The 24,139-nt window shown below is 73.1% G+C and carries 24 protein-coding genes; 10 read left to right on the plus strand and 14 right to left on the minus strand.

Features of this window, described 5'->3' with window-relative positions; translation table 11 throughout:
* Nucleotides 1–242: 242 nt before the first annotated feature.
* The 3 genes from OG408_RS07685 (at nt 243) to OG408_RS07695 (ending at nt 2,888) form a co-directional block, all read left to right on the plus strand.
* Nucleotides 243–1,484 (plus strand): HEAT repeat domain-containing protein, encoded by a 1,242-nt coding sequence (locus tag OG408_RS07685; protein WP_326669048.1) that lies wholly within the window; start codon nt 243–245, stop codon nt 1,482–1,484.
* A 42-nt stretch (nt 1,485–1,526) separates the two neighbouring features.
* Complete coding sequence (locus tag OG408_RS07690; protein ID WP_266776707.1) at nt 1,527–2,120, plus strand: pyridoxamine 5'-phosphate oxidase family protein; 594 nt, start codon at nt 1,527–1,529, stop codon at nt 2,118–2,120.
* 66 nt (nt 2,121–2,186) lie between these two features.
* A complete protein-coding gene (locus OG408_RS07695) occupies nt 2,187–2,888 on the plus strand; it encodes a L,D-transpeptidase family protein (protein ID WP_266776709.1) in 702 nt (233 codons plus the stop codon).
* Between the two features lie 7 nt (nt 2,889–2,895).
* Here OG408_RS07695 and OG408_RS07700 read toward each other — a convergent pair whose 3' ends face one another.
* The 10 genes from OG408_RS07700 to OG408_RS07745 all read right to left on the minus strand — a co-directional run bounded on the left by OG408_RS07700 (nt 2,896) and on the right by OG408_RS07745 (nt 13,577).
* Nucleotides 2,896–3,432, minus strand: a complete 537-nt coding sequence (locus tag OG408_RS07700) for an arginine repressor (protein WP_266776711.1) — start codon at nt 3,430–3,432, stop codon at nt 2,896–2,898.
* Between the two features lie 25 nt (nt 3,433–3,457).
* Nucleotides 3,458–4,654: an acetylornithine transaminase gene (locus OG408_RS07705; RefSeq protein ID WP_326669050.1), complete on the minus strand. Its 1,197-nt coding sequence runs from the start codon at nt 4,652–4,654 to the stop codon at nt 3,458–3,460.
* On the minus strand, nt 4,651–5,553 hold the full coding sequence (gene argB, locus OG408_RS07710) for an acetylglutamate kinase (RefSeq protein WP_266776715.1): 903 nt from the start codon (nt 5,551–5,553) through the stop codon (nt 4,651–4,653). The genes OG408_RS07705 and argB overlap by 4 nt, the downstream gene beginning before the upstream one ends.
* A complete protein-coding gene (gene argJ / locus OG408_RS07715; protein WP_285565959.1) occupies nt 5,550–6,704 on the minus strand; it encodes a bifunctional glutamate N-acetyltransferase/amino-acid acetyltransferase ArgJ in 1,155 nt (384 codons plus the stop codon). Before argJ ends, argB begins: the two co-directional genes overlap by 4 nt.
* On the minus strand, nt 6,701–7,729 hold the full coding sequence (gene argC, locus OG408_RS07720; protein ID WP_266776719.1) for an N-acetyl-gamma-glutamyl-phosphate reductase: 1,029 nt from the start codon (nt 7,727–7,729) through the stop codon (nt 6,701–6,703). The genes argJ and argC overlap by 4 nt, the downstream gene beginning before the upstream one ends.
* A gap of 129 nt (nt 7,730–7,858) precedes the next feature.
* Complete coding sequence (locus OG408_RS07725; protein WP_266776721.1) at nt 7,859–8,866, minus strand: HEAT repeat domain-containing protein; 1,008 nt, start codon at nt 8,864–8,866, stop codon at nt 7,859–7,861.
* A gap of 3 nt (nt 8,867–8,869) precedes the next feature.
* On the minus strand, nt 8,870–9,541 hold the full coding sequence (locus OG408_RS07730) for a HEAT repeat domain-containing protein (RefSeq protein ID WP_326674489.1): 672 nt from the start codon (nt 9,539–9,541) through the stop codon (nt 8,870–8,872).
* Nucleotides 9,542–9,613: 72 nt separating this feature from the next.
* On the minus strand, nt 9,614–11,080 hold the full coding sequence (gene rox / locus OG408_RS07735; protein ID WP_326669054.1) for a rifampin monooxygenase: 1,467 nt from the start codon (nt 11,078–11,080) through the stop codon (nt 9,614–9,616).
* 182 nt (nt 11,081–11,262) lie between these two features.
* The gene (locus OG408_RS07740) at nt 11,263–13,056 is read right to left on the minus strand and encodes a HEAT repeat domain-containing protein (protein WP_326669056.1); all 1,794 of its coding nucleotides are present in this window, start codon (nt 13,054–13,056) and stop codon (nt 11,263–11,265) included.
* 131 nt (nt 13,057–13,187) lie between these two features.
* The gene (locus OG408_RS07745; RefSeq protein WP_326669059.1) at nt 13,188–13,577 is read right to left on the minus strand and encodes a DUF5997 family protein; all 390 of its coding nucleotides are present in this window, start codon (nt 13,575–13,577) and stop codon (nt 13,188–13,190) included.
* A 58-nt stretch (nt 13,578–13,635) separates the two neighbouring features.
* On the opposite strand from OG408_RS07745, the gene OG408_RS07750 reads away from it, so the two are divergent.
* The 5 genes from OG408_RS07750 (at nt 13,636) to OG408_RS07770 (ending at nt 18,943) form a co-directional block, all read left to right on the plus strand.
* Complete coding sequence (locus tag OG408_RS07750; RefSeq protein ID WP_266776729.1) at nt 13,636–14,445, plus strand: LysR substrate-binding domain-containing protein; 810 nt, start codon at nt 13,636–13,638, stop codon at nt 14,443–14,445.
* Nucleotides 14,446–14,508: 63 nt separating this feature from the next.
* Nucleotides 14,509–15,021 (plus strand): DinB family protein, encoded by a 513-nt coding sequence (locus tag OG408_RS07755; protein WP_285572403.1) that lies wholly within the window; start codon nt 14,509–14,511, stop codon nt 15,019–15,021.
* A gap of 109 nt (nt 15,022–15,130) precedes the next feature.
* The gene (locus OG408_RS07760; protein ID WP_266776733.1) at nt 15,131–15,628 is read left to right on the plus strand and encodes a peptidylprolyl isomerase; all 498 of its coding nucleotides are present in this window, start codon (nt 15,131–15,133) and stop codon (nt 15,626–15,628) included.
* A gap of 154 nt (nt 15,629–15,782) precedes the next feature.
* Nucleotides 15,783–16,526: a Clp protease N-terminal domain-containing protein gene (locus tag OG408_RS07765; RefSeq protein WP_266776735.1), complete on the plus strand. Its 744-nt coding sequence runs from the start codon at nt 15,783–15,785 to the stop codon at nt 16,524–16,526.
* A 173-nt stretch (nt 16,527–16,699) separates the two neighbouring features.
* Nucleotides 16,700–18,943 (plus strand): MMPL family transporter, encoded by a 2,244-nt coding sequence (locus tag OG408_RS07770; protein ID WP_266776737.1) that lies wholly within the window; start codon nt 16,700–16,702, stop codon nt 18,941–18,943.
* 35 nt (nt 18,944–18,978) lie between these two features.
* Here the strand turns inward: OG408_RS07770 and OG408_RS07775 are convergent, their stop codons facing one another.
* From OG408_RS07775 to OG408_RS07785, 3 genes are read right to left on the minus strand one after another with little or no spacing between them, the layout of a single operon-like run.
* Nucleotides 18,979–19,551 (minus strand): histidine phosphatase family protein, encoded by a 573-nt coding sequence (locus tag OG408_RS07775; RefSeq protein WP_266776739.1) that lies wholly within the window; start codon nt 19,549–19,551, stop codon nt 18,979–18,981.
* Nucleotides 19,552–19,611: 60 nt separating this feature from the next.
* A complete protein-coding gene (locus OG408_RS07780; RefSeq protein WP_326669067.1) occupies nt 19,612–20,043 on the minus strand; it encodes a GNAT family N-acetyltransferase in 432 nt (143 codons plus the stop codon).
* Nucleotides 20,040–21,509, minus strand: a complete 1,470-nt coding sequence (locus OG408_RS07785; RefSeq protein WP_326669069.1) for an aminotransferase-like domain-containing protein — start codon at nt 21,507–21,509, stop codon at nt 20,040–20,042. The genes OG408_RS07780 and OG408_RS07785 overlap by 4 nt, the downstream gene beginning before the upstream one ends.
* Here OG408_RS07785 and OG408_RS07790 point away from each other — a divergent pair.
* The gene (locus OG408_RS07790) at nt 21,508–22,488 is read left to right on the plus strand and encodes a DMT family transporter (protein WP_326669071.1); all 981 of its coding nucleotides are present in this window, start codon (nt 21,508–21,510) and stop codon (nt 22,486–22,488) included. The two genes, OG408_RS07785 and OG408_RS07790, sit on opposite strands and share 2 nt — an antisense overlap.
* Before the next feature lie 42 nt (nt 22,489–22,530).
* Nucleotides 22,531–22,746, plus strand: a complete 216-nt coding sequence (locus OG408_RS07795) for a DUF1918 domain-containing protein (protein ID WP_285572388.1) — start codon at nt 22,531–22,533, stop codon at nt 22,744–22,746.
* 8 nt (nt 22,747–22,754) lie between these two features.
* Here OG408_RS07795 and OG408_RS07800 read toward each other — a convergent pair whose 3' ends face one another.
* Nucleotides 22,755–24,029 carry a glycoside hydrolase family 10 protein gene (locus OG408_RS07800; RefSeq protein ID WP_266776749.1) on the minus strand — a complete coding sequence of 425 codons (1,275 nt, stop codon included), beginning with the start codon at nt 24,027–24,029 and terminating at the stop codon, nt 22,755–22,757.
* Between the last annotated feature and the right edge of the window lie 110 nt (nt 24,030–24,139).

Raw genomic sequence — 24,139 nt, forward strand, 5'->3', positions numbered from 1 at the left:
AGAACCAGGGGGTGGGGATGTGCGGCCGCTTCCCCGTACGCGTGGGACGCGTCCGGTCACGGACGTCTGCTCACGGCGCGATCCGGGGGCAGCTGCTGCCGCAATCACTCGCAGGCATAACTATGCGGTCCTCTGTATGTTTTGTCAAAGCTACTGAAGGGCGCCCCGGCCGCCGGGTAATTCGCGGGCTCCATCCCACTCTCCCCGATACGGTCGGCACTCGGCACGCCCGAGGGGGGCTCATGAACGACGTCCGGACGGCGGCATCGCAGCTGGCAGGCGGTCTGCCCCTGCACGAGGTACTGGCGGACGCTCCGCCGGAATTCTGGCCGGCCCTCGACAGCGCGATACGCGACCTGCCGCCCCGGGACCTCGGAACATACGTCGCACCGGGCGGCCGGTGGCTGCGCCGGGACCGGGACGCGCCTCTGCCGTCGCTGGGGCGGGGCGGCCGAGGCCGCCGGGAGAGGTCGGAGTCCGAGGCCGCCGTCGAGTTGTGCCATCCGGACGGACGGGTCCGCGAGGCGGCCCTCGACCTGGTGCCCGGCTTCCCCGCCCTGCTGCCGCTCCTGATCGTGCGGTGCGCGGACTGGGCCGCTCCGGTACGCGAACGGGCCCGGGCCCTGCTGTCGGAGATGCCCCCGCCCTCGCTCCTCCCGTGCGCGGGACTGCTGCTCCTGCTGGCCCGGCGCGAACAGGGCCGTTTCGCGGTGGACCTGCTCGACCGGGAACTGCGCGAAGGCCCCGCCTCACAGGTGGAGGACCTGCTCGACAGCGAGGACCGCGCCACCAGCCGCTTCGGCCACCGCGTCGCCCTCGACCGCGGCCTTCTGGCACCGGGCCGGCTGGCCCGCCTGGCCTCCGGTTCCGGCGACGCCTCCCTGCGGGACCTCTGCGCGGAGGCGGCCATCGCCTCGATGCGGGACGAGGACCACGACGACGTGCTCGGGACGCTGCTGGCGGCCAGGGCCGGACGCATACGGGCGGCCGGCGTCACCGCGCTGCGCCGCACCGGGCGGCACGACGAGGCGCGGGCCTGGCTCGCGGACCGTTCGGGAGTGGTCCGGGCCTGCGCCCGGTACGTCCTGCGGCAGGGCGGTACCGATCCGCTGCCGCTGTACCGGGCGATGTGCGCGGGCGAGGTCACCGTGCCGGGCGCCGTCTCGGGACTCGGCGAATGCGGTGACCGTTCCGACGCGGAGACGCTGTGGGCGCTGGTGAGCCATCCCGCTCCCGGCGTCCGCGTGCACGCGGTCAGCGGGCTGCGGGCGCTCGACGCCGTGACCCGGGACCGGCTGGCCCCGCTGATCGACGACCCGTCACCCGCCGTGGTCAGGGCGGCCACCCGGGCCCTGCTCCCCCACGCCGGCGGGTTCTCCCCGGAGTGGCTGTCCGAGCGGAACGTGCCCGACCGGCCCCGGGTGGTCCAGGTGGCGGCGCAGCGACTGCTGAGAGCGGCCGGGCACATCCGTCCCACCCCCTGAAATCCTCCCGCTCCGACCGAAGTCGGCACGGATACTCAGACCATGGGAAAAACACACGAACGCATCGACGGCCGGCTGCGCACCTTCATCGAGGAGCAGCACATCTTCTTCGCCGCGACCGCACCACTCGACGGTGAGGGCACCGTCAACCTCTCCCCCAAGGGTGTCAGCGGTTCCTTCGTGGTGCTGGACGAGCGGCGCGTGGCGTATCTGGACTTTGCGGGGAGCACCGCGGAGACCGTGGCGCACCTGCGCGAGAACGGCCGGATCACGTTGATGTGGTGCGCGTTCCAGGGGCCGCCGAACATCGTGCGGGTGCACGGCCGCGGTGAGCCGGTCTTCCGGGACGATGCCCGGTTCCCGGAACTCCTCGGGCGGTTCGACGGGGTGGACCCCTCCCGGCACGGGCTGCGGGCGATCATCGTGGTGACCGCGGAGATGATCCGGGACAGCTGCGGGTACGGCGTGCCGTTCATGAGTTACGACGAGGACCGGACGCTGCACGGGCAGCGCTTCTCGCGGGACGACGATGCGTCGCTCAGCGCGTACTTCGAGAAGAAGGAGTACATCGCCACCAGCATCGACGGGCTGCCGGGGCTGCCGCTCCCGCTGCCCGCGATGCCGTCGTCGCCGTGAGCGGGGTTGGGCCGGACGGAGCAGGCGCGCGGGTGGGCGTGTAGTTCGCGGTCTACGGTCCGGGGCATGCGCAGACTTCTGGTGACGGGTTCGGTCCTGCTCGCTCTCGCCGGCCTCGTCGGGGCCCGGCCTCCGGCGGCGGCGCCGCTGCCGTGGCGGCTGGCCGACACGGGTGGCGGCAGTCAGCTCATCACCGCGGTGGCGGCTGGGACCGGCTCCACCACGGGGACGGTCACCTGGTGGAGCCTGCGGTCGGGGCGGTGGGTGGCGGCCGGTTCGGCGCCCGCGCGGTTCGGGGCGAACGGGCTGGCCGAGGGGGCTTCGCGTCAGCAGGGCACCGACACCACGCCCACCGGGCTGTACGACCTGCCGTACGCCTTCGGGGTCGAGGCGGCCCCGTCCGGGACGCGCTACCCGTACCGCCGGATCGGCGACCGGTCGTGGTGGTGCCAGGACAACGCCTCGCGCGCCTACAACCGGTGGGTGGAGCCGCGGCCCGCGGACTGCCGGGCGGCCGAGGCCGAGCACCTGATCACGTATCCGACGCAGTACGCCCGGGCGCTCGTCGTCGGGTTCAACTACCACCGGCCGGTACGGGGCCGGGGCGCCGGGATCTTCCTCCACGTCAACGGACGCGGTGCGACCGCCGGCTGTGTCTCCGTGCCGGCGGCCGCGATGGACCGGATCCTGGCCTGGGCCGATCCGGCCCGCCGTCCGCACATCGCGATCGGGACCCGTTCGGGCCCGGCCGCGATCACCCGGTACTGACCGCTCGTCAGCGGTCGTTCTGTGCGAGCCGCAGCAGGTGGTCGGCGAGCGCCTGTCCCCCGGCCGGGTCGCGGCTGATCAGCATGAGCGTGTCGTCACCCGCGATGGTGCCGAGGATGTCGTGCAGTTCGGCCTGGTCGATCGCCGAGGCGAGGAACTGCGCGGCGCCCGGGGGCGTGCGCAGCACGACGAGGTTGGCCGAGGCCTCCGCCGAGATGAGCAGTTCGGCGGAGAGGCGGCGCATCCGCTCCTCCTTGGCGGAACCGCCCAGCGGTGCGTGCGGGGTACGGAATCCGCCCTCGCTCGGCACCGCGTAGATCAGCTCGCCACCGGTGTTGCGGATCTTCACCGCGCCCAGCTCGTCCAGGTCCCGGGAGAGCGTCGCCTGGGTGACGCTCAGCCCGTCGTCCGCGAGGAGCTTGGCCAGCTGGCTCTGCGAGCGCACCGGCTGCCGGTTGAGGATGTCCACGATCCGGCGGTGGCGGGCCGTGCGGGTCTGCGGCACCGACGGCCCGCCGTGCTCGGATTCCTGCGCATCGGTCATCGTCGTCGCCTCGTCTCCCGGTGCGTCATTCCGCGGACCGTCCGTCCGCGTGGGCCGTGTCGAGCACGCCGGGCAGCGCCCGGAGGAACGCGTCCACCTCCGCGTCGCCGATGATCAGCGGCGGCATCAGCCGCACGACATCGGCGGCGGGTGCGTTCACCAGCAGCCCGGCTCCCTGAGCCGCCTGCTGCACCTGGGGCGCGAGGGGCTCGGTGAGCACGATACCCAGCAGCAGGCCGGAGCCCCGGACGTGGGAGACCAGCGGATGACCCAGGCCCTCCACGCCTTCCCGGATCCGCTCGCCGAGCTGCTTCACCCGGTCCAGCGCGCCGTCGGCGGCCAGCGTGTCCAGGACCGCGAGACCGGCGGCGCAGGCGATCGGATTACCGCCGAACGTCGTGCCGTGCTGGCCGGGCGCGAGCAGGTCGGCGGCCGCGCCGAACGCCACCGTGGCGCCGATCGGCAGTCCGCCGCCGAGCCCCTTGGCGAGCGTGACGAGGTCGGGCTCCACGCCCTGGTGGGCCTGGTACTCAAACCAGGTGCCGCACCGGCCGATACCGGTCTGCACCTCGTCGAGGACGAGCAGGGTGCCGGTGGCGCGGGTGATCTCCCGGGCCGCCTCCAGGTACCCCTTGGGCGGCACGACCACGCCGTTCTCGCCCTGGACCGGCTCGATGATCAGCAGCGCGGTGTCGGTGGTCACCGCGGCCCGCAGCGCCTCGACGTCCCCGTACGGGACGTGCGTGACATCGCCGGGCAGCGGGACGAACGGCTCGCGCTTCTTGGGCTGTCCGGTGAGCGCGAGGGCGCCCATCGTCCGGCCGTGGAAGCCGCCGTCGGTGGCGACCATGTGGCCGCGCCCGGTCAGCCGGCCGATCTTGAACGCGGCCTCGTTGGCCTCGGCGCCCGAGTTGGAGAAGTAGACCTTGCCGGTGCGGCCGAAGAGCTGGAGCAGCCGTTCGGCGAGCGCGACGGGCGGCTCGGCGATGAAGAGGTTGGAGACGTGGCCGAGGGAGGCGACCTGACGGGAGACCGCCTCGACGACCGCGGGGTGGGCGTGGCCCAGCGCGTTCACCGCGATGCCGCCGACGAAGTCGAGGTACTCGGTGCCGTCGGCGTCCCACACCCGGGCGCCCTCACCGCGGACGAGGGACAGCTTCGGGGTGCCGTAGTTGTCCATCAGCGCGGACTTCCAGCGCTGCGAGAGCTCGGCGTTGGTCATGCTTCCCCCTGTGCGTCGGGCACGACCATCGTGCCGATTCCTTCGTCGGTGAAGATCTCCAGCAGGATCGAGTGCTGGACCCGGCCGTCGATGACCCGGGCGGTCTCCACGCCGTTGCGCACGGCGTGCAGGCAGCCCTGCATCTTGGGCACCATGCCGCTGGAGAGTTCCGGCAGGAGCTTCTCCAGTTCGGTGGCGGTGAGACGGCTGATCACGTCGTCGCTGTTGGGCCAGTCCTCGTAGAGGCCCTCGACGTCGGTGAGGACCATCAGCGTCTCGGCGTTCAGCGCGGCGGCGAGTGCGGCGGCCGCGGTGTCGGCGTTGACGTTGTAGACGTGGTTGTCCTCCGCCGAGCGGGCGATGGAGGAGATGACCGGGATGCGGCCGTCGTCCAGCAGTGCCTGGATGGCCCCGGTGTCGATCGCGGTGATCTCACCGACCCGGCCGATGTCGACGGCCTCGCCGTCGATGACCGGCCGGTGCTGGACGGCGGTGATCGTGTGGGCGTCCTCGCCGGTCATGCCGACGGCGAGCGGTCCGTGCTGGTTGAGCAGGCCGACGAGCTCGCGCTGCACCTGGCCGGCGAGCACCATCCGTACGACGTCCATCGCCTCGGGCGTGGTGACGCGCAGACCGGCCTTGAACTCGCTGACCAGGCCCTGCTTGTCGAGCTGGGCGCTGATCTGCGGGCCGCCGCCGTGCACGACGACGGGCTTGAGACCGGCGTGCCGCAGGAAGACGACGTCCTGCGCGAAGGCCGCCTTCAGCTCGTCGTCGATCATGGCGTTGCCGCCGAACTTGATGACGACGGTCTTGCCGTTGTGCCGGGTCAGCCAGGGCAGCGCCTCGATGAGGATCTGCGCCTTCGGGAGTGCGGTGTGCTTCCGCGCTGCGCTCATGAGCTGTACGCGCTGTTCTCGTGGACGTAGTCCGCGGTGAGGTCGTTGGCCCAGATGACGGCCGACTCGGTGCCCGCGGCGAGGTCGGCGGTGATCTTGACCTCGCGGTAGCGCATGTCGACCAGGTCACGGTCCTCGCCGACTCCCCCGTTCTTGCAGACCCAGACGCCGTTGATGGCGACGTTCAGCTCGTCCGGCTCGAAGGCCGCCTTCGTCGTGCCGATGGCGGACAGCACCCGGCCCCAGTTGGGGTCCTCGCCGTGGATGGCGCACTTGAGGAGGTTGTTACGGGCGATGGAACGGCCCACCTCGACGGCGTCGTCCTCGGTCGCGGCGTTCACGACCTCGATCCGGATGTCCTTGGAGGCACCCTCGGCGTCACCGATGAGCTGCCGGGCGAGGTCGTCGCAGACGGTCCGTACGGCCTCGGCGAACTCGCCCTGTTCCGGGGTGATCGCGCTGGCGCCGGAGGCCAGCAGCAGCACGGTGTCGTTCGTGGACATGCAGCCGTCGGAGTCGACCCGGTCGAAGGTGGTGCGGGTGGCGTCGCGCAGCGCGGCGTCGAGCCCCGCCGCGTCCACGTCGGCGTCGGTGGTGAGGACGACGAGCATGGTGGCCAGGCCCGGCGCGAGCATGCCCGCGCCCTTGGCCATGCCGCCGACGGTCCAGCCCTCGCCGCCGGCGACGGCCGTCTTGTGGACGGTGTCGGTGGTCTTGATGGCGATGGCGGCCTTCTCGCCGCCGTGCTCGCTCAGGGCCGCCGCGGCCTTCTCGATCCCGGGCAGCAGCTTGTCCATGGGGAGCAGCAGACCGATGAGCCCGGTCGAGGCGACGGCGATCTCGCCCGCGCTGTGGCCGTCGAGGACCTCGGCCGCCTTCTCGGCGGTGGCGTGGGTGTCCTGGAAGCCCTGCGGTCCCGTACAGGCGTTGGCGCCGCCGGAGTTGAGGACGACGGCGGACACCTCGCCGCCCTTGAGCACCTGCTCCGACCAGAGCACCGGGGCGGCCTTGACGCGGTTGGAGGTGAAGACGCCCGCAGCGGCGCGACGGGGACCGTTGTTGACCACGAGGGCCAGGTCCGGGTTACCACTGTCCTTGATTCCGGCGGCGATGCCCGCCGCCGTGAATCCCTGTGCTGCCGTGACGCTCACGGTGCGACTCCGATCGTGGAAAGTCCGGTGTCCTCGGGCAGTCCGAGGGCGAGGTTCATGCTCTGCAGGGCGCCGCCCGCGGTGCCCTTGGCGAGGTTGTCGATGGCGCTGATCACGATGATCCGGCCGGCCGCGGCGTCGTACGCCACCTGGATCTGCACCGCGTTGGAGCCGTACACGGCGGCGGTGGCGGGCCACTGCCCCTCGGGCAGCAGATCGACGAACGGCTCGTCCGCGAAGGCCTTCTCGTACGCGGCGCGCAGGGACTCGGCGCTCACGCCCGGCTTCGCCTTCGCGCTGCACGTCGCGAGGATGCCGCGGGGCATGGGCGCGAGGGTCGGGGTGAAGGACACGGTGACCGGTTCGCCGGCCGCGGCGCTGAGGTTCTGGATCATCTCGGGCGTGTGCCGGTGGACGCCGCCGACGCCGTACGGCGTCATGTTGCCCATCACCTCGGAGCCGAGCAGATGCGGCTTGGCGGCCTTGCCGGCGCCGGAGGTTCCGGAGGCGGCGACGATCACGGCCTCGGGCTCGGCGAGCTGCGCCGCGTACGCGGGGAAGAGCGCGAGCGACACGGCGGTCGGGTAGCAGCCGGGCACCGCGATACGCTTGCTCCCCGCCAGCGCGGCCCGTCCCCCGGGCAGTTCGGGCAGTCCGTACGGCCAGGTCCCGGCGTGCGGCGAGGCGTAGAATTTCTCCCAGTCCGCGGCGTCCTTGAGCCGGAAGTCGGCCCCCATGTCGACCACGAGCACCTCGTCACCGAGCTGCTCCGCCACGGCGGCGGACTGCCCGTGCGGCAGGGCCAGGAAGACCACGTCGTGGCCGGCGAGCACGTCGGCGGTGGTCGGCTGGAGCACCCGGCCGGCCAGCGGCCGCAGATGCGGCTGCAGGGCGCCGAGCGGCTGGCCCGCGTTGGAGTTCGCGGTGAGGGCCCCGATCTCGACCTCGGGGTGGACGAGCAGAAGGCGGAGCAGTTCCCCGCCGGCGTATCCGCTCGCCCCTGCCACTGCTGCACGTACCACCATCGAAATCCTCCTCGTCGATGGCATGACTATACGCAGCGCTGCACTTTTATGCAAAAGGTTTGGATCATTCCCTGCCGCGTCCGCCGCCGCTGTCTCCCGTCCGGGGTTCAGCAGCGGGTCCGGTCTCCGTCACTCCGCGTCGCGCAGCCGGAGCAGGTACGCCGCGGTCAGGGCCACGGCACGGTCCTCGTCCCCCGACAGCCCGACGAGGACGCCCGCGGCCTCCGTTCCCGGGATGCCGGCGAGCGCCTGGGCGAGCCGTCCGCGGGCAGCGGCGTCCGGGCCGGTGTCGGCGAGGCGGTCGGCGAAACCGGCCGCGATCCGGTCCGCCGTCGCGTCGTCACCCGCCAGCACGCTCAGCGCGTCCGCCGCACCGGTGTCGTCCAGCCCCGCCACGATCATGTCGATGAGCGCCGGGACCACGCCGGCCGTGCCCCGGTTCGCGAGCGCCAGCGCCGCCTGCCCGCGGACCACGGCGTCGGGGTGAGCGAGGGCGTCCCGCAGTTGCGCGGCAGCCTCGTCACCGGGCATCTCGGCGAGGCACCGGACGGCTCGTTCCCGCACCGCGGCCGCCGGTGAGCCGAGGCCCTGCGCCAGCAGCGCCGGGCCGGCGTCGTCCCCCGACCGCGCCAGCGCCCACGAAAGGGCTCCGGCGACGTTCGGCTCCGTCTCGTTCAGGACCGCCTCGACCAGGGCCTCCACGGGGACGGGAACCTCGTCGGCGGAGGAGAGGGCCGCGCGCTGGCGGGCGTCGGCGCTCTTCGATCCCAGCGCCTGGAGGAGCGGGACGACCTGGAGGACCTCCCCCCAGTCGGCGGGGTCCGCGGCGTCGATCCGGCGCAGCCTGGTGAGGAGTTCGGTCTCCGCCGTGATGCGCTCGCGCGTCTGCCGGATGAGGTCACCGACGAGAGCCGAGGGCGCGAAGCCGGGGTCCTCGAGGGCGCGCCCGATCTCACGCAGCGACAGGCCCAGCGACCGCAGGCTCTCGATGTGGAAGATCCGCCGGATGTCCTGCCCGGAGTACTCCCGGTAACCGGAACCCGTACGGCCCGTGGGACGCACCAGACCGAGCCGTTCGTAGTGCCGGAGCATGCGGGCACTGACCCCGGACCGCCGCGCCACCTCACCGATCAGCACGCCTCATTGTCCCTCCCGCCCGGGACCGCCGAGGGCCACCACGCGCTTCGCCTCCTCGATCGCGCTCTCGAACCCGGTGTCCGGGTCGCGCAGCAGCTGTTGCGTGGCGAGCGCGTGCGCCCGCACCCGCGGTTCGGGGGCCGTCGTCGCGGTGTGCACCGGCGGCGCCATCGCCTCGCCGAGTCCGACCAGCGCCCGGCTGAGGCTCAGCTGCGTCTCGCGCCCGCCCCGCCCGAGCTGTGTCGCCAGTACGGCGGCCAGCTCGGGCATCCCGTCCTCCGGCACCAGCACGACCGCGGCCCGCCAGGCACTGCGCGCCACCTCGTCGTCGGCGTCGCACAGCACGGCGCGGGTGATGGCCGGCCACGCCCTCCCGTCCCCGATCTTGGAGAGCGTGTGCAGCGCCTGACTCCGTGCCTGGACGCGCTCCGAGCGGACCTCACCGAGCAGCGCGGGCAGCGTCAGTGACACCGGGTGGCGGGTGAGTGCCCAGGTCAGCATGTCGCGGACCAGGAAATCGGGCTCGACGGCACATCGCTCGACGAGTGCGCCCACGTAGCGGGGGTCGGGCGCCGTACCGATCGCCAGAGCGGCCCGCAGCCGCACGGACGAGCGCTCGTCCTCCAGCGCCCGAAGCGCCCGTACCGTGTCCGTGTCCTGTCCCGTGACCGTCATCGAGACCACCTCCTCGGCACGCAGTGAAAACCCTGTCACCGTGTCAAGGTCAAACGCGGCCGCCCCCCGCGCTCAGGGGCGGGCTGCGCCGAACCACCGGGGAAGCACGGCGCGCAGATCCTCCTGTTCCTCGCCGGCCCACGCCACGTGGCCGTCCGGCCGCAGGAGCACCGCGGGCACGTCCAGTTCCTGGGCGGTGGCGACGACGTGGTCGACCCGGTCCTCCCAGCCCGCGACCGACAGCCGGCCGGTCCCGTCGAGCAGCAGTCCCCGCCCGGCGTGCATCAGGGAGTAGAGGCGGCCCTGCTTCAGTTCGACGTCCCGCAGCCGGCGGCCGAGGAGAGGGTGCCCGTCGCCGAAGTCGTAGCGGACGTCGACCGCGGTGATGAGCCCGGTGACGTACCGGTTCACCTCCTCGAAGTCCATCAGCTTCGAGAACAGCTCGCGCAGCGCGGTCGCTCCGGGATCGGTGCCCAGCAGGGCGATCTGCGCCCGGGTGTTGTCGAGTACGGCGGCGCCCACCGGGTGCCGTTCCGTGTGGTAGTTGTCGAGCAGCCCGTCCGGCGCCCAGCCGTTGACCGTCGCGGCCAGCTTCCAGCCGAGGTTGAACGCGTCCTGGACGCCGAGGTTGAGCCCCTGCCCGCCGGTCGGCGGGTGGATGTGCGCCGCGTCGCCGGCCAGCAGCACCCGGCCGGCCCGGTAGTGCTCGGCCTGCCGGGTCGCGTCGCCGAACCGGGACAGCCAGCGCGGCGTGTGCACGCCGAAGTCGGTGCCGGCGACCGCCCGGAGCCGCTGCCTGAACTCCTCCAGGGTCGGCGGGGCCGAACGGTCGTCGGAGACCCCGTCGGCGGGCACGACGACCCGGCACACACCGTTCTCCGGGGGCGAGACGCCGAACCGCAGCTGGGTCCTGCGGACTTCCGCGACGACGGCGGCGACGGTCTCCGGGTCCTCGGCCACCTCCATCTCGCCCAGCAGCGTCTCGACGGTGGCGGGCAGGCCGGGGAAACCGACGCCGAGCAGCTTGCGCACCGTGCTGCGGCCGCCGTCGCACCCGACGACGTACCGCGCGCGCAGTTCCGTGCCGTCGGCCAGCTCGACGGTCACCCCGGCCCGGGCGCCCCCGGCTCCGTCGCGCTCTTCGTCGCCCTCCGTCGACCGGTTCAGGCCGACGACTTCGCAGCCGTGCCGGATCTCGGTGCCGAGTTCGAGCGCGTGCTCCTGGAGCAGCCGCTCGGTGACCGGCTGCGGGGTCGCGACGCCGTACGGGTGGGCCGTGTCCAGGGCGTCCGGCCACGGCTTCCTGATACCGCCGAAGAGTCCACCGGCCTGGAACGTCTCGCTGACGGCGAGGAACCGGTCCAGCAGTCCGCGCTGGTCCATGATCTCGACGCTGCGTGTGTGCAGGCCCTGCCCCCGGGACTCCCCGGTCGGCTCGGTCAGCCTCTCCAGCACGACCACGCGTACGTCGTGCAGCCGCAGTTCGGCCGCCAGCATCAGGCCGGTCGGGCCACCGCCGACCACGATCACATCAATCATCTGTACGCCCGTTCAGGAGATCGGATTCCGGCCGGGGCCGGTCGAGGCCGGTCATTCTGCGATACGGGGCGGGCCTTGCCGCAAGCCCCCTGACGCGCTATATCTTGATAGTGGCAAGGAGAGGGCAGCATCCTCCTTGCCTTTTCGTTTGCTGCCCGGCGGTCCTTCGGGTGGCCGGACTCTCAGCCGGTCAGCGCCAGCAGTTCGCGTGCCGCCCGCCTCACCGCGAGGTCCGGATGCGGGCTTCCGTCGCAGGGGAAACCGCCGACGACCCGGCGGGGCGAGGCGGCTATGTGCTCGACCGCGGGGCGGGCGCCCTCCGGGAGCAGCCGCATCGCCACAAGTGTGCGGAGCGCACCGAGCTGTGGTTCGTGCCGGTCTGCGCGACGGGTCAGCTGGTCCGCGATCACCGGCGCCATGTCGTGCGCGCTCCCCGTGACGCGCCAGATCGCGGCAGCCGCGTCCGCCCTGCTCTCCCGGGCCGGCGCCCGCAGCCGTTCCTCCAGCAGGGGCAGCAACGGGGCCGCGGGCGGCCCGAGTTCGCTCGCGACCAGGACCGCCGCCCTGCGGCGCTCCGGCGCGTCCGGCAGCGCCCGTACCGCCCGCAGTGCCGGTTCCGTGTCCCCGTCGACGCGCGCCAGTGCCAGCGCCGCCGTCAGGTCGCCCGCGGCGGCGTGCGTCCACAGGGCCCGTGCCGCGTCCGGGCCGGCTGCGGGCCCCAGCGAGGCCAGCACCCCGGCCGAAGCGGGCAGCAGCCGGACCAGGTCGCCGGCACATGCGGCGGCGAGGGCGGGGAACGGCAGCAGGGCGTCCAGCCATTCGGCCCGCGGGCGGGCCGCGACCCGCCGGGCCACCGGCTCGGCCGCCGCGCCGAACACCTCGGCCGCCGCGGACACCACCGCCCCCGGCACACCGAGCGGCGTCAGGGACAGCGAGGCCGCCTCCTCGGGCAGTTCGTCCATCAGCCGCAGCACGAGGCCGGGCGCACCGGGCACGCGCAGCCGTACGGCGGCGAGCGTCGCCGCGACCCGGACCGCGGGGTCGTCGGACCGCAGATGGGGGTCCAGCCATGGAGCGGCCTCACCGCCCTTGAGCGCGGCTCCCACACGGGCCACCCGGCACAGGCCGTCCGCGTCGGTGGCGGCGGCCGCGAGCCGGGGCAGGACCGCGGCCTCCCGGTCGCGCCAGGTCTCGGTGAGCTCCCAGGCCAGCGGCAGCCCCCGCTCGACGGCGCGCAGGGCCGCGTCGGGGTCCGCCATCAGCCGCTCGGTGAGCGGGACGTAGGAGGCGGGCCACGGCCGGTGCGTGTCGTCGTCGCCGGGCGCGGCCCCGTGGGCGTCGAGCGCCGATTCCACCAGGGCGGGCGGCAGCGGCAACGGTGCCGTGCGGAGCAGGTCCGTCGCCGCTGCGGTGCGCACCAACGGCTCGGGGGCGTGCAGGAGTTCCCGGTTACGGGCCCTGCTCGGGCCGGGTGAGACGTCGAGCAGTCCGAGCGCGGTGACGAGGGCCGCGCGCACCTCGGGGTCGTCCTCGGTCTCCAGCCGGGCCCGCAGCAGCGGGAGCAGCGGCAGAGACGCCTCCTCGCAGCCGGCGATGATCCACACCATGGTGCGGCGGACGGCAGGGTCGCGGTCCGCCGCGAGGCCGAGGAGGGCGGGAAGGGCCGTGGCCACCGCCCGTCGTACGTCCTGCCGGTCCCGTCCCGCCCCGTCGGCCGCGCCGTGCAGCAGCCACAGCAGCGGCAGCCGGTGACCGGGCCCTTCGAGGGCGAGCCGGGCGACGAACCGCACGGCCGGTGCCGTCGCCGAGTAGACGGAGCCCTGGTGACAGAGGGAGGAGAACAGCTCGTCCACGGCCTCGCCCCGGGCCTCGGCGTCCGGCGATGCGGCCGCCCGCAGCAGAGCGGGGACGTCGTCCGCCGGCCCGTACGCGTGCTCCAGCGATGCCCAGTCGATGGCGTCGATCCCCTCCGGCATGGGGGTCAGCCTAGGTGTATTGCCCTGTCCGGCGCGGGCGGCCTTGCGGAGAACGACGTGTGGGTGGCCCCCGTTCCGCCGGTGTCCGGCGGAACGGGGGCCACCCACACGTGAACCCGGAGGGGGCGGCGCTACGACTGGTCCGTGCGCTCCGCGTTCCGCTCCTTGATCCGTACGGTCTCCTTGCGGACCTCCGCCTGCGTGGCCCGCTCCTTCTGCAGCCACTCGGGGTTGTCCTGCTTCAGCGCCTCGATCTGCTCGGTGGTGAGGGCGTCCGTGACGCCTCCGCGGGCGAGACCGGAGATGGACACGCCCAGCTTGGACGCGACCACCGGCCGGGGGTGCGGGCCGCTGCGCCGCAGTTCCTGCAGCCACTCGGGCGGATCGGCCTGGAGGGCCGCCAGCTCGGCGCGCGAGACGACACCCTCCTGGAACTCGGTGGGGGTGGCCTCGAGGTACACACCCAGTTTCTTCGCCGCGGTCGCGGGCTTCATGGTCTGGGTGGTCTGGTGCGACGTCATGGTGTCCAGGGTATCGAGCGTGTGCGCCACCTCTGACCACGACCGGTAACCTGGCGGGGTGACAGGCTCGGAAGTTTCCCCTTCGTTCCGGCTCGCGTACGTCCCGGGGGTGACGCCCACCAAGTGGGTGCGGATCTGGAACGAACGCCTGCCCGGCGTACCCCTGGCTCTCGTGGCGGTGCCCGCCGCCGAGGCGCCGGCCCTGCTGCGCGACGGCGGCGCCGACGCGGGCTTCGTGCGGCTGCCGGTCGACGGGACGGATCTCAGCGCGATCCCGCTCTACACCGAGCAGACCGTGGTCGTGATCCCCAAGGACCATGTGGCGGCGGCGGTCGAGGAGCTCTCCCTCGCCGAGCTGGCCGACGACATCGTGCTGCATCCGCTGGACGACCTCCTCGGCTGGGAGCAGCTGCCCGGCAAGCCCGCGATCGAGCGGCCGGCCACCACGGCCGACGCGATCGAGCTGGTCGCCGCGGGTGTGGGCGTACTGGTCGTTCCGCAGTCGCTGGCCCGTCTGCACCACCGCAAGGACCTCACCTACCGTCCCCTGACGGACGCGCCCGAGTCCCGCATCGCGCTGTCCTGGCCGCAGGACAGGACCACCGACCTGGTGGAGGACTTCATCGGGATCGTCCGCGGGCGGACCGTGAACAGTTCGCGTGGCCGCAGCACCGCGCCCGCGGAGCAGCCGAAGGCGAAATCGAAGCGGGCCGAGGGCGGCGCCGCGCGGCGGAAGCCCGCGGGGGGCGCGGCGGCGGGGAAGAACCCGCGCGGCGGCTCAGGCGGTGCGAAGGGGGCCAAGGGCGGCGCGCGCGGCGCGAAGGGTGCCGCGGCCGCCAAGCGCGGCAAGCCCCGCCGGCGGCCGTAGGGCGACCGCTGCGGAGCGGTCGCGGGGCCCGGCTGTCAGACCCGCCTGGCAGCATCGGTGATCATGACGCACATCGAACGCGCGATGCCGCCCCTCCAGGCCGACGAACGCACCAATCTGGCTGCCTGGCTCGACTTCTACCGGGCCACCGTGGCCACGAAATGCGACGGCCTCACGGACGGACAGGTGCGGGAGGCCTCCGTGGCACCGTCGGAGCTGACGCTGCTGGGGATCGTCCAGCACCTGACGGAGGTCGAGCGGAACTGGTTCCGCCGGGTGCTGACCGGTGAGGACGTGCCGCCCGTGCACGGCGCCCCGGCCGCTCCCGGTGACCACGACGGAGGGTTCGGCCTCTCCGACGGCACCAGCTTCGCGGACGCCCGCGCGGCCTGGCTCGACGAGATCGAGGTGTCCCGGGCCAACTGCGCCGCGAGGTCGCTGGAGGACACCGCGCCTTTCATGGGCGGCGAGGTCGCTCTGCGGTGGATCTACACGCACATGATCGCCGAGTACGCGCGGCACAGCGGCCACGCCGACCTGCTGCGGGAGCGGATCGACGGCAGTACCGGGGTGTGAGGGAGCACGGGCGGGGCAGCCGCCGCGTTCACCGGGCCGGTCACCCGTGAGCGGTGTTTCGCCGCGCCCGCCCGTCGGGGCCGCGCGGGAAGATGTCAGGATGGGTTCCATGACGAGCAAGGTTTACTTCGACATCACCATCAACGACGAGCCCGCCGGGCGGATCGTCTTCAACCTGTACGACGACGTCGTCCCGAAGACCGCGGACAACTTCCGCCAGCTGGCCACGGGCGAGCACGGCTTCGGCTACGCGGGTTCGTCCTTCCACCGGGTCATCCCCGAGTTCATGCTGCAGGGCGGCGACTTCACCCGTGGCGACGGCACGGGCGGCAAGAGCATCTACGGCGCGAAGTTCGACGACGAGAACTTCAAGCTGGCGCACACCAAGCCCGGTCTGCTCTCCATGGCGAACAGCGGCCCGAACTCCAACGGCTCGCAGTTCTTCATCACGACCATCGTGACGTCGTGGCTGGACGGCAAGCACGTGGTCTTCGGCGAGGTCGCCGACCAGCAGAGCATGGACCTGGTCACGAAGATCGAGAGCCTCGGCTCGCAGAGCGGCCGCACCAAGGCGAAGGTCACCATCGCCGAGTCCGGCGTCCTCTGATCCCGGACCGCTCGCGCACCAGCTGAACGGACGCGCCGCCCGACGAACACCGTCGGCCGGCGCGTCCGTCGTTTCCGGGCCCGCGCCGCACCGGTACCGATGGCATGTCAACCGAAGGTTGACACTCGCCTCACTGTCAACCTACCGTTGACACATGACGCAGCCCGTAGGCATGACGCAGCCCGTTCGTCTCGACGACCTCATCGCAGCCATCAAGAAGGTCCACCCCGAGGCACTCGACCAGCTTCAGGACGCCGTCATCGCGGCGGACCACCTCGGCGACGTCGCCGACCACCTCATCGGCCACTTCGTGGACCAGGCGCGGCGCTCCGGCGCCTCCTGGACGGAGATCGGCAAGAGCATGGGCGTGACCCGGCAGGCCGCCCAGAAGCGGTTCGTCGCCAAGGATCCCGGCGAACTGACCGAGCTCGACCCCAGCCAGGGCTTCAGCCGCTTCACCCCGCGCGCCAGGAACGTCGTGATGGCCTCGCAGAACGAGGCGCGCGCCGCGGGCAACGCCGAGATCGGCACCGTCCACATCGTGCTGGGGCTGCTGATCGAGCCGGAGGCGCTCGCGGGCGCGTTCATCAAGGCGCAGGGGGTCGCCCTGGACAGCGTCCGTCAGGCCGCCGAGCAGGCACTGCCGGCGCCCGCGGAGGGTCAGCTGCCCGAGCTCATCCCGTACGCCGCCGATGCGCGCAAGGTGCTGGAGCTGACCTTCCGGGAGGCGCTGCGGATGGGGCACAACTACATCGGCACCGAGCACATCCTGCTGGCCCTGCTGGAGCACGAGGACGGTACGGGGCTGCTGACGGGTCTCGGTCTCGACAAGGCGGCCGCGGAGGCGGCCGTCATCGAGGCGCTCACCCTCGTCGTCGACGCACAGCAGAAGGACTGACCGGGCCCGTGCCGCACGGCGGGAGCCGCGGCTACCGGCCGTGCGGCGGAACGGGCAGGTCCGCGAACGTGTCGCGGACCACCGGTCCCGCAGCGGCCTCTACGTTCTCGGAGTGAACACGGGGATCACCAGCCGCCCCGGCTGAACGGCCCGTCCCTTCTCCGGAGAGCGCCATGGCCACGCCCAGCGGCAGCAGCACCCACACACCACCGGCACGATCGGGCGGGGGGTGGCTTCTGCGGCTGGGCGAATGGTGCGCGCGCCACTTCGTCGTGGTGATCGTGCTGTGGCTGGTCGCCCTGGGCGGGCTGCACGCCCTGCAGAGCGCGTTCGGGGGGACGTACTCCGACGACTTCAGCCTGCCCGGCACCCAGTCCAACACCGGCGCCGAACTGCTGAAGGCGCACGATGCGGCCGCGGGCGGCACCGGGGCGCAAGTGGTCCTGCACGATGCGCAGAAGCCCCTGACCGACGTGCAGAGCCAGGTCGATCAGGTGGTGGGCAACCTCCAGAAGCTGCCGCACGTCCTGTCCGCCCAGAACCCGCTGCCCTCGTCCTCCTCCGCGACCTCCACCTCGCTGTCCAAGGACGGCAGCACCGGGTACATCACCGTGCGGTTCGACGTGAACCCGACCTCGCTCGACGACTCGTATCTCGGCCAGGTCGACACGGCGGTGAAGCCGCTGCGCTCCGCCGGTGTGGAGGTCGAGTACGGCGGCCCGCTCGGTGAGCTCGCCCGGCCCGAGACGAAGGACCTCACCAGCGAGGCCGTCGGTTTCGCCGTCGCGGTGGTCGTGCTGCTCATCGGGTTCGGCAGCATCATCGCCGCGGGTGTCCCGCTGCTCACCGCGCTGATCAGCGTGATCGTCGGGCTGAGCTGTCTGGCGCTGGTGGCCGCAGCCACCACCTTCGCGAGCGTCTCGCCGACCCTCGCCACCATGATCGGGCTGGGCGTCGGGATCGACTACGCCCTCTTCCTGATCACCCGTCACCGTCAGCTCGTCATGGACGGCGCCGATCCGGTCCGGGCCGCCGGCCGGTCGGTGGCCACCAGCGGGCGTGCCGTCCTGGTCTCCGGCTGTACCGTCATCGTCGCGCTGGCCGGTCTGTACGTCTCGCGGGTCAGCTTCATCGGCAAGCTGGGGGCCGCGGCCGCCGTCACCGTGATCACCGCGGTCATCGGCGCCCTCACCCTCGTCCCGGCCCTGCTGGGCCTCATCGGCAGGCGGATCGACCGCTACCGGGTGCGGCCGCCCGTCGCCGAGGGCGGGGCCGGCGCCGGCGCCCCGGCGACGGGCGGCTGGCACCGCTACGCCCAGCGGGTGGAGCGGCGGCCCTGGTGGTTCCTGCTCGCCGGGCTGGTCGTGGTGGGGGTCCTCGCGATCCCGCTGTTCTCCATCCGCCTCGGGCACATCGACGACGGCGCCGATCCGACGAGTTTCACCGACCGGCGCGCGTTCGACCTGATCTCCACCGGTTTCGGGCCCGGCGCGAACGGCCCGTTCACCCTCGTCGTCGACCAGCGGTCGGTGCCGGACTCGGACCGCTCGGCGCTGGCGAGCAGCCTCCAGAAGGCGCTCACCGACGTGCCGGGCGCGGCCAGCGTCACCCCGCTGCAGCCGACGGACGACAACGCGCTGCTCGTCGGCACCGCCCTGTCCGAGGTGGCCCCGCAGGACGCGGGGACGACCACCCTGTTCAACCACCTCAAGGACGACGTCCTGCCGCAGGGGGTGTCGGGCACCGCCGCCTCCGGCTACGTGACCGGGACGACCGCCGCCCAGGAGGACTTCCTCGACCTCATCGCCAGCCGGCTCCCCCTGATCATCGCGGTCGTGGTCGGCCTCGCCTTCGTCATCATCCTCATCGTGTTCCGCGGCGTCCTCGTCGCGGTCAAGGCGGCCGTCCTCAACCTCCTCTCGATCGCCGCGTCGTACGGGGTGGTGGTGGCGGTCTTCCAGTGGGGCTGGGGCGGGCCCGCCCTGGGGGTCTCGGGGACCGTGCCCATCGAGAGCTATGTGCCGATGATGATGTTCGCCATCGTCTTCGGACTGAGCATGGACTACGAGGTGTTCCTGATCGCCCGCGTGCACGAGGCCTGGCTGCGCACCAGGGACAGCAAGGGCGCGGTGGCGCACGGGCTGGAGATCACCGCGCGGGTGATCACCTGTGCGGCGCTCATCATGGTCAGCGTCTTCGCCGCGTTCGTCATCAGCGACAACATCGTGGTGAAGATGCTGGGGCTCGGACTGGCGGTCAGTGTGCTGGTCGACGCCACGATCGTGCGGCTGTTGCTGGTCCCCGCGGTGATGACGCTGCTCGGCCGGAGCGCCTGGTGGATGCCCGGGTGGCTGGACCGGGTGCTCCCCCGCATCGACACCGAGGGCGACTCGGTGCCGCCGCTCCCGGCGCCCTGACCCACCGCGCCGGTCCCGCGCCGGCACGGGCCGGGTCACGCCCCGGTTTCCAGGCGCAGGCTCCAGCGCCGCGGCAGGCCGATGAGCGTGACGGTGGAGAGCGGCCGGACGTCGACGTTCCAGTACGACGACGGCGGGGCCTTCAGCGCGTACACGAGGGCGGCGCGGACGACGGCGGGTTCGGCCACGGCGACGATCGACCCGTCGCAGGCGGGGCGGGTGTCCAGCCAGCTCCCGATCCGGGAGATGAAGGCGAGCAGCGGTTCACCGCCGTGCGGGGCCGAGCGCGGGTCCGCCAGCCAGGCGTCCACGGCCGCCGGTTCGCGCGCGGTGACGTCGGCGAGCGTGCAGCCGCGCCAGCGGCCCATGTCGCAGTCGCGCAGGGCGGGCTGGACCAGCGGGGCGAAGCCGAGCGCCTGACCGGTGGCGCGGCTGCGGGCCGTCGGTGAGCAGTACCGCAGTTCGGCCGCGCCCAGGGGCACCAGGGCCGGGGCGGCGAACTGGACCTCCTGCCAGCCGGCCGCGTCGAGCGGCCGGTCGTCGTCGAAGCGCTCACCGAGCAGGGAGGAACTGCGTGCCGCGGCGACGAGCGAGACTCGAACACTCATGGGCGCGATCGTGGAGCCGATCGCCACGCGGGTCAAGAGTGCCGCCGCAAGCGCTTCCGGTCAGGCGAACCGGAGGCACATCCATTGGTCCGGGTTGTCGAGCGCCCGGAAGCCCGCCTTCTCGTACACCCCGTGGGCGTCGGCCGTGCCGAGGAGGAACCTGCGGACCCCGGTCGGGGCGAGGTGGTCGCGGGCCGCGGCGACGAGCCGGCCGCCGAGGCCCTGCCCGCGGGCCGCGCGGTCGACGTACACGTCGCAGAGCCAGGCGAAGGTGGCGAGGTCGGTGACCACGCGTGCGTAGCCGCTCTGTTCGCCGGTCGCGAGGTCGTAGGCGCCGAAGTTCAGCGAGCCGGCGATGGCCCGGTCCTGGTGCTCGCGCGTGCGCCCCCTGGCCCAGTAGGAGTCGCCGGAGAGCCAGGTGTGGATCCGGGCGGCGTCCAGCCGGGCGGGGTCGGACGAGATCTCGTAACGTTCCTGAGGTATTCCGGTCATGGCCGGAGACTAGTCTCCGCGGGGTCGAAGGCGCCGTCCCAGGCGGTGCACAGGCGGCGCACGCCCTCGGTGATCTCCGCGAGGCCGGCGACGGCGACGAAGCTCAACCGGACCTGGGGCGCCGGGGGTTCGGCGCAGAAGTAGGGGCGGCCCGGGGCGATGGCGACACCGGCGCGCAGCGCCGCAGCGACCATGGCGGACTCGTCGGCGCCGGCACCGGAGTCCGGCAGCCGCAGCCAGAGGCTGCCTCCGCCGGCCGGGATGTGCGGCAGCGCGAGGCCGGGCAGCTCCTGGCTCAGCGCGGTGACCACGGCGGTGCGGCGGGCGCGCAGCTCGGCCGAGACGGAACGCAGATGGCGGCCCCAGGCGGGCGAGCCGACGAGTTCGAGCGCGGCCTCCTGGAGGGGCCTGGGGACGAAGAGGCTGTCGACCACCTGGATGGCCCGCAGCCGCTCCATGACCGGTCCCCGGGCCGCCAGGGCTCCCACCCGGAAGCTGGGCGATGTGGCCTTGGTGAGGGAGCAGACGTGGACGACGACCCCGTCGGGGTCGTCGGCGGCCAGCGACGCGGGGAGCGGTCCGGCGTCGTCGTGGACGAGGTGGCGGGCGAAGTCGTCCTCGACGACGAACGCCCCCGCTTCCCGGGCGATCCGCACGATCCCGGCGCGCCGGTCGGCGGCGAGGACCGTGCCGGTCGGGTTCTGGAAGAGGGGCTGGCACACCAGGACGCGGGCGCCGGTGGCCCGGAAGGCCGCGGCGAGCAGTTCGGGACGTACGCCGTCCCCGTCGACGGGGACGGGCACGGGCCGCAGTCCGGTGGCTCGGGCGGCCGCCAGCATGCCGGGGTAGGTCGGCGATTCGACGAGGACGGGTGCGCCGGGCGGGGCGAGTGCCCGCAGCGCGGTGGCCAGGGCGCTCTGGCCGCCCGCGGTGATCAGCACATCGGCCGCGGTGAGGGCGGGGCCGATCTCGCGGGCGAACCAGGCGCGCAGTTCGGTGAGTCCGTCGGTGGGCGGGCGGCTCCAGGCGCCGGGGCGGCGGCCGGCCCGGGCGAGGGCCGCGGCCATGGCCCGTTCGGGCTGGAGCGAGCTGTGCAGATAGCCGCCGTTGAACTCGATGACTCCGGTGGGCGGGGGCGTCAGGGTGACCAGGAGACCGGAGGCGTCGACCGTGCGGGGCACCACCTCGGGTCCGCCGTCGCCGCTGAGCGACACCTCCTGCCAGGAGGTGTCGGCGGGCGGGCGCACGGAGGTACGGGGCTGCGCCCGGAAGGCGCCGGAGCCCGGGCGGGTGACGACGAGCCCTTCCGCGGCGAGCTGGGCGACGGCCCGCGAGACGGTCACCGGGCCGGCCCTGAAGCGCTCGACGAGGGCACGGCTGGACGGCAGCTTCTCACCCGGTGAGTAGCGGTTCAGCTCCTTGCGGAGCACTTCTGCCAACTCGGCGACACTGCTACGCTCTTGCATGAGAGACGAGAATAGCGCTACCGAATCGCCGACGATAGCGGTCGCCACGGCACCCGTCCCCTCCGAAGCGGGCGCGTCCCGCGGTTCACGCGACGCTCCCGGTCCCCTCCCCGCCGGCCGCGGCGGAACGCTGCTCGCCCTGCTCGGCGTGGTCTCCTTCTCGCTGACCTTCCCCTCCACCGCCTGGGGCCTGGAGAGCTTCGGCCCCTGGTCCCTGGTGACGCTGCGGACCCTGCTGGCCGCCACGATCGCCGGCGGGTTCATGCTCGCTGCCCGGGTGCGGGTGCCCGAGCGGCAGCACCGGGCCGGGCTCGCGGTGGTGGCGTGCGGCGTGGTGGTGGGGTTCCCGCTGCTGACGACGCTGGCGCTGCAGACCTCGACGACCTCGCACGCGGCGGTCGTCGTCGGCCTGCTGCCGCTGACCACCGCGGTGTTCTCCTCGGTCCGCACCGGATCGCGCCCGTCCCGCGCGTTCTGGGCCGCGGCGCTGGCCGGCGCGGCGGTGGTGATCACGTTCACCGTGCTGCAGAGCGGCGGGGGCATCTCCACCGGCGATCTCTACCTCTTCGCCGCGCTGCTGGTCTGCGCGGCGGGCTACACGGAGGGCGGCAGGCTGGCGAAGGTGATGCCGGGCTGGCAGGTGACGGGATGGGCCCTGCTCCTCACCGCGCCGCTCGCGGTGGTGGGCGCCGCGGTCGCGCTGCCGCACGAACCGGTGCGGTGGACCGCGCACGGGGTGGCCGGGCTGGTCTGGGTGGCGGTCGCCTCGACCTTCTTCGGCCTGTACGTCTGGTACCGCGGCATGGCGGAGATCGGGGTGGCCCGGGCCAGCCAGCTTCAGCTGGCGCAGCCCCTGCTGACGCTGATCTGGTCGTTCCTGTTGCTGGGCGAGGAGATCGCACCGGCGGCCCCGGTGGCGGCGGTCGCGGTCCTCGTCTGCATCGCCGTCACGCAGCGCGCCGGAGCCCGCCGGTCATAGACTTGTCGACATGGCACGCCACCCGTGAGGAGGTCACTCCCGATGGAGGCACACACGGGCGACCGGCTGCTGACGCACGGCAGGACCGTGGGGCAGCACGACCGGGTCGCCGAGATCCTCGAAGTGCTCGGGGACGGGGGCGCTCCCCCGTACCGCGTCCGTTTCGAGGACGGACACGAGCATCTGATCGCCCCCGGCCCCGACAGCGTCGTCCAGCACACCGGGCGGAGCCGGGACCCGGGCACGCAGGTGCGCTGAACAGCCGGTCAGCGGGGCGGACGGGCCCGGACCTGGTAGTGGTCGGCCACCACCCGGTCCATCGCCCCGATCCGGTCCCTGACCACGCTGTTCCCGGAGAAGTAGACATGGCCGCGGGCCTGGTCGTGACCGGCGGCCAGGTCGACGTGCCGCGACAGCTCGGCCGGGTCCTGCCAGGCCGCGGGCTGGGCGGGGTCGCCGGCCTTGTAGAGGGCCTCGCCGATGAAGAGGTCCACGCCGGTGCCCCTGACCACCTCGCCCCACCAGGGCACCAGCTCCGCGTAGTCGGCGGGAGCGAAGCCGATGTTCCAGTAGAGCTGGGGACAGATGTAGTCGATCCATCCCTTCTTGATCCAGCCACGGGTGTCCGCGTGCAGGTCGTCGTAGGTCTGCACCCCCGCCTCGGTCCGTGAGCCGAGCGGATCGGTGGAGGCGTTGCGCCAGACGCCGAACGGACTGATGCCGAACCGGACCCCCGGCTTGAGCGCCTTGATCCGTCCGGACATCTCCCGTACGAGCTTGTCGGTGTTGTCACGCCGCCAGGCGGCCTTGTCGGGGAAGCCCGCACCGTACTTCGCGTACGCGGGTCCGTCGGCGAAGGACTGTCCGGCCACCGGGTACGGATAGAAGTAGTCGTCCCAGTGCACGGCGTCGATGTCGTAGCGGCGGACCGCGTCGAGCATCGCGTCCTGGACGAAGGCACGGACCTCGGGAAGCCCCGGGTTGTAGTAGAGCTTCCCGCCGTACGGCAGCACCCACGCCGGGTGCAGCCGGGCGGGATGGGCGGCGGACAGCCGGGAGAGGTCGGTGTGGTTGGCGACCCGGTACGGATTGAACCAGGCGTGCAGTTCGAGACCGCGGGCGTGAGCCTCCTGGACGGCCGTGCCCAGCGGGTCCCACCCGGGGTCCCTGCCCTGGACGCCGGTGAGGCAGGCGGCCCACGGCTCGTGCGGTGAGGGCCACAGCGCGTCCGCCGATGGGCGGACCTGGAGGACCACGGCGTTCAGCCGCCGGTCGACGGCCTCGTCGAGGAAGGCGGTCAGCCCGGCCCGCTGGGCGGCGGCGGACAGCCCCGGCTCCGCGGGCCAGTCGAGGTTCTCGACCGTGGCCACCCACATCCCCCGGAGCTCGCGCCGGAGCGCGTCGCGGGGTGCCCCCGGCCGGCCCGGACCGCGGCCGCGCGGGACCGCGGCGGCGTCACCGGCCACGGCGGCCGGGGCGATCACCCCCGCGACCGTCCCCGCCGCCCCCGTCACGAACTTCCTTCGCTCCATGTGCCGCATGCCGTCGCTCCCGCCGTCTCCGTACTCGTCCGCGGCCCCGCATTCCGGGCCCGGAAGCGAGCATGCCCGCCCCGGCCCGCAAACCCCGGTAAGGCGCGGAGTAACGTCGT

The organism is Streptomyces sp. NBC_01257, from assembly GCF_035917255.1.
GTDB lineage: Bacteria > Actinomycetota > Actinomycetes > Streptomycetales > Streptomycetaceae > Streptomyces.

Bases quoted from the DNA above. Each gene is read 5' to 3' on its own strand.
- OG408_RS07800 (WP_266776749.1), bottom strand. From the start codon at position 24,029: ATGCGGCACATGGAGCGAAGGAAGTTCGTGACGGGGGCGGCGGGGACG.
- OG408_RS07685 (WP_326669048.1), top strand. From the start codon at position 243: ATGAACGACGTCCGGACGGCGGCATCGCAGCTGGCAGGCGGTCTGCCC.
- OG408_RS07700 (WP_266776711.1), bottom strand. From the start codon at position 3,432: ATGACCGATGCGCAGGAATCCGAGCACGGCGGGCCGTCGGTGCCGCAG.
- OG408_RS07740 (WP_326669056.1), bottom strand. From the start codon at position 13,056: ATGCCGGAGGGGATCGACGCCATCGACTGGGCATCGCTGGAGCACGCG.
- OG408_RS07690 (WP_266776707.1), top strand. From the start codon at position 1,527: ATGGGAAAAACACACGAACGCATCGACGGCCGGCTGCGCACCTTCATC.
- OG408_RS07775 (WP_266776739.1), bottom strand. From the start codon at position 19,551: ATGAGTGTTCGAGTCTCGCTCGTCGCCGCGGCACGCAGTTCCTCCCTG.
- OG408_RS07760 (WP_266776733.1), top strand. From the start codon at position 15,131: ATGACGAGCAAGGTTTACTTCGACATCACCATCAACGACGAGCCCGCC.
- OG408_RS07695 (WP_266776709.1), top strand. From the start codon at position 2,187: ATGCGCAGACTTCTGGTGACGGGTTCGGTCCTGCTCGCTCTCGCCGGC.
- OG408_RS07770 (WP_266776737.1), top strand. From the start codon at position 16,700: ATGGCCACGCCCAGCGGCAGCAGCACCCACACACCACCGGCACGATCG.
- argB (WP_266776715.1), bottom strand. From the start codon at position 5,553: ATGAGCGCAGCGCGGAAGCACACCGCACTCCCGAAGGCGCAGATCCTC.
- OG408_RS07780 (WP_326669067.1), bottom strand. From the start codon at position 20,043: ATGACCGGAATACCTCAGGAACGTTACGAGATCTCGTCCGACCCCGCC.
- OG408_RS07765 (WP_266776735.1), top strand. From the start codon at position 15,783: ATGACGCAGCCCGTAGGCATGACGCAGCCCGTTCGTCTCGACGACCTC.
- OG408_RS07795 (WP_285572388.1), top strand. From the start codon at position 22,531: ATGGAGGCACACACGGGCGACCGGCTGCTGACGCACGGCAGGACCGTG.
- rox (WP_326669054.1), bottom strand. From the start codon at position 11,080: ATGATTGATGTGATCGTGGTCGGCGGTGGCCCGACCGGCCTGATGCTG.
- OG408_RS07730 (WP_326674489.1), bottom strand. From the start codon at position 9,541: ATGACGGTCACGGGACAGGACACGGACACGGTACGGGCGCTTCGGGCG.
- OG408_RS07745 (WP_326669059.1), bottom strand. From the start codon at position 13,577: ATGACGTCGCACCAGACCACCCAGACCATGAAGCCCGCGACCGCGGCG.
- OG408_RS07705 (WP_326669050.1), bottom strand. From the start codon at position 4,654: ATGACCAACGCCGAGCTCTCGCAGCGCTGGAAGTCCGCGCTGATGGAC.
- OG408_RS07755 (WP_285572403.1), top strand. From the start codon at position 14,509: ATGACGCACATCGAACGCGCGATGCCGCCCCTCCAGGCCGACGAACGC.
- argC (WP_266776719.1), bottom strand. From the start codon at position 7,729: ATGGTGGTACGTGCAGCAGTGGCAGGGGCGAGCGGATACGCCGGCGGG.
- OG408_RS07785 (WP_326669069.1), bottom strand. From the start codon at position 21,509: ATGCAAGAGCGTAGCAGTGTCGCCGAGTTGGCAGAAGTGCTCCGCAAG.
- OG408_RS07790 (WP_326669071.1), top strand. From the start codon at position 21,508: ATGAGAGACGAGAATAGCGCTACCGAATCGCCGACGATAGCGGTCGCC.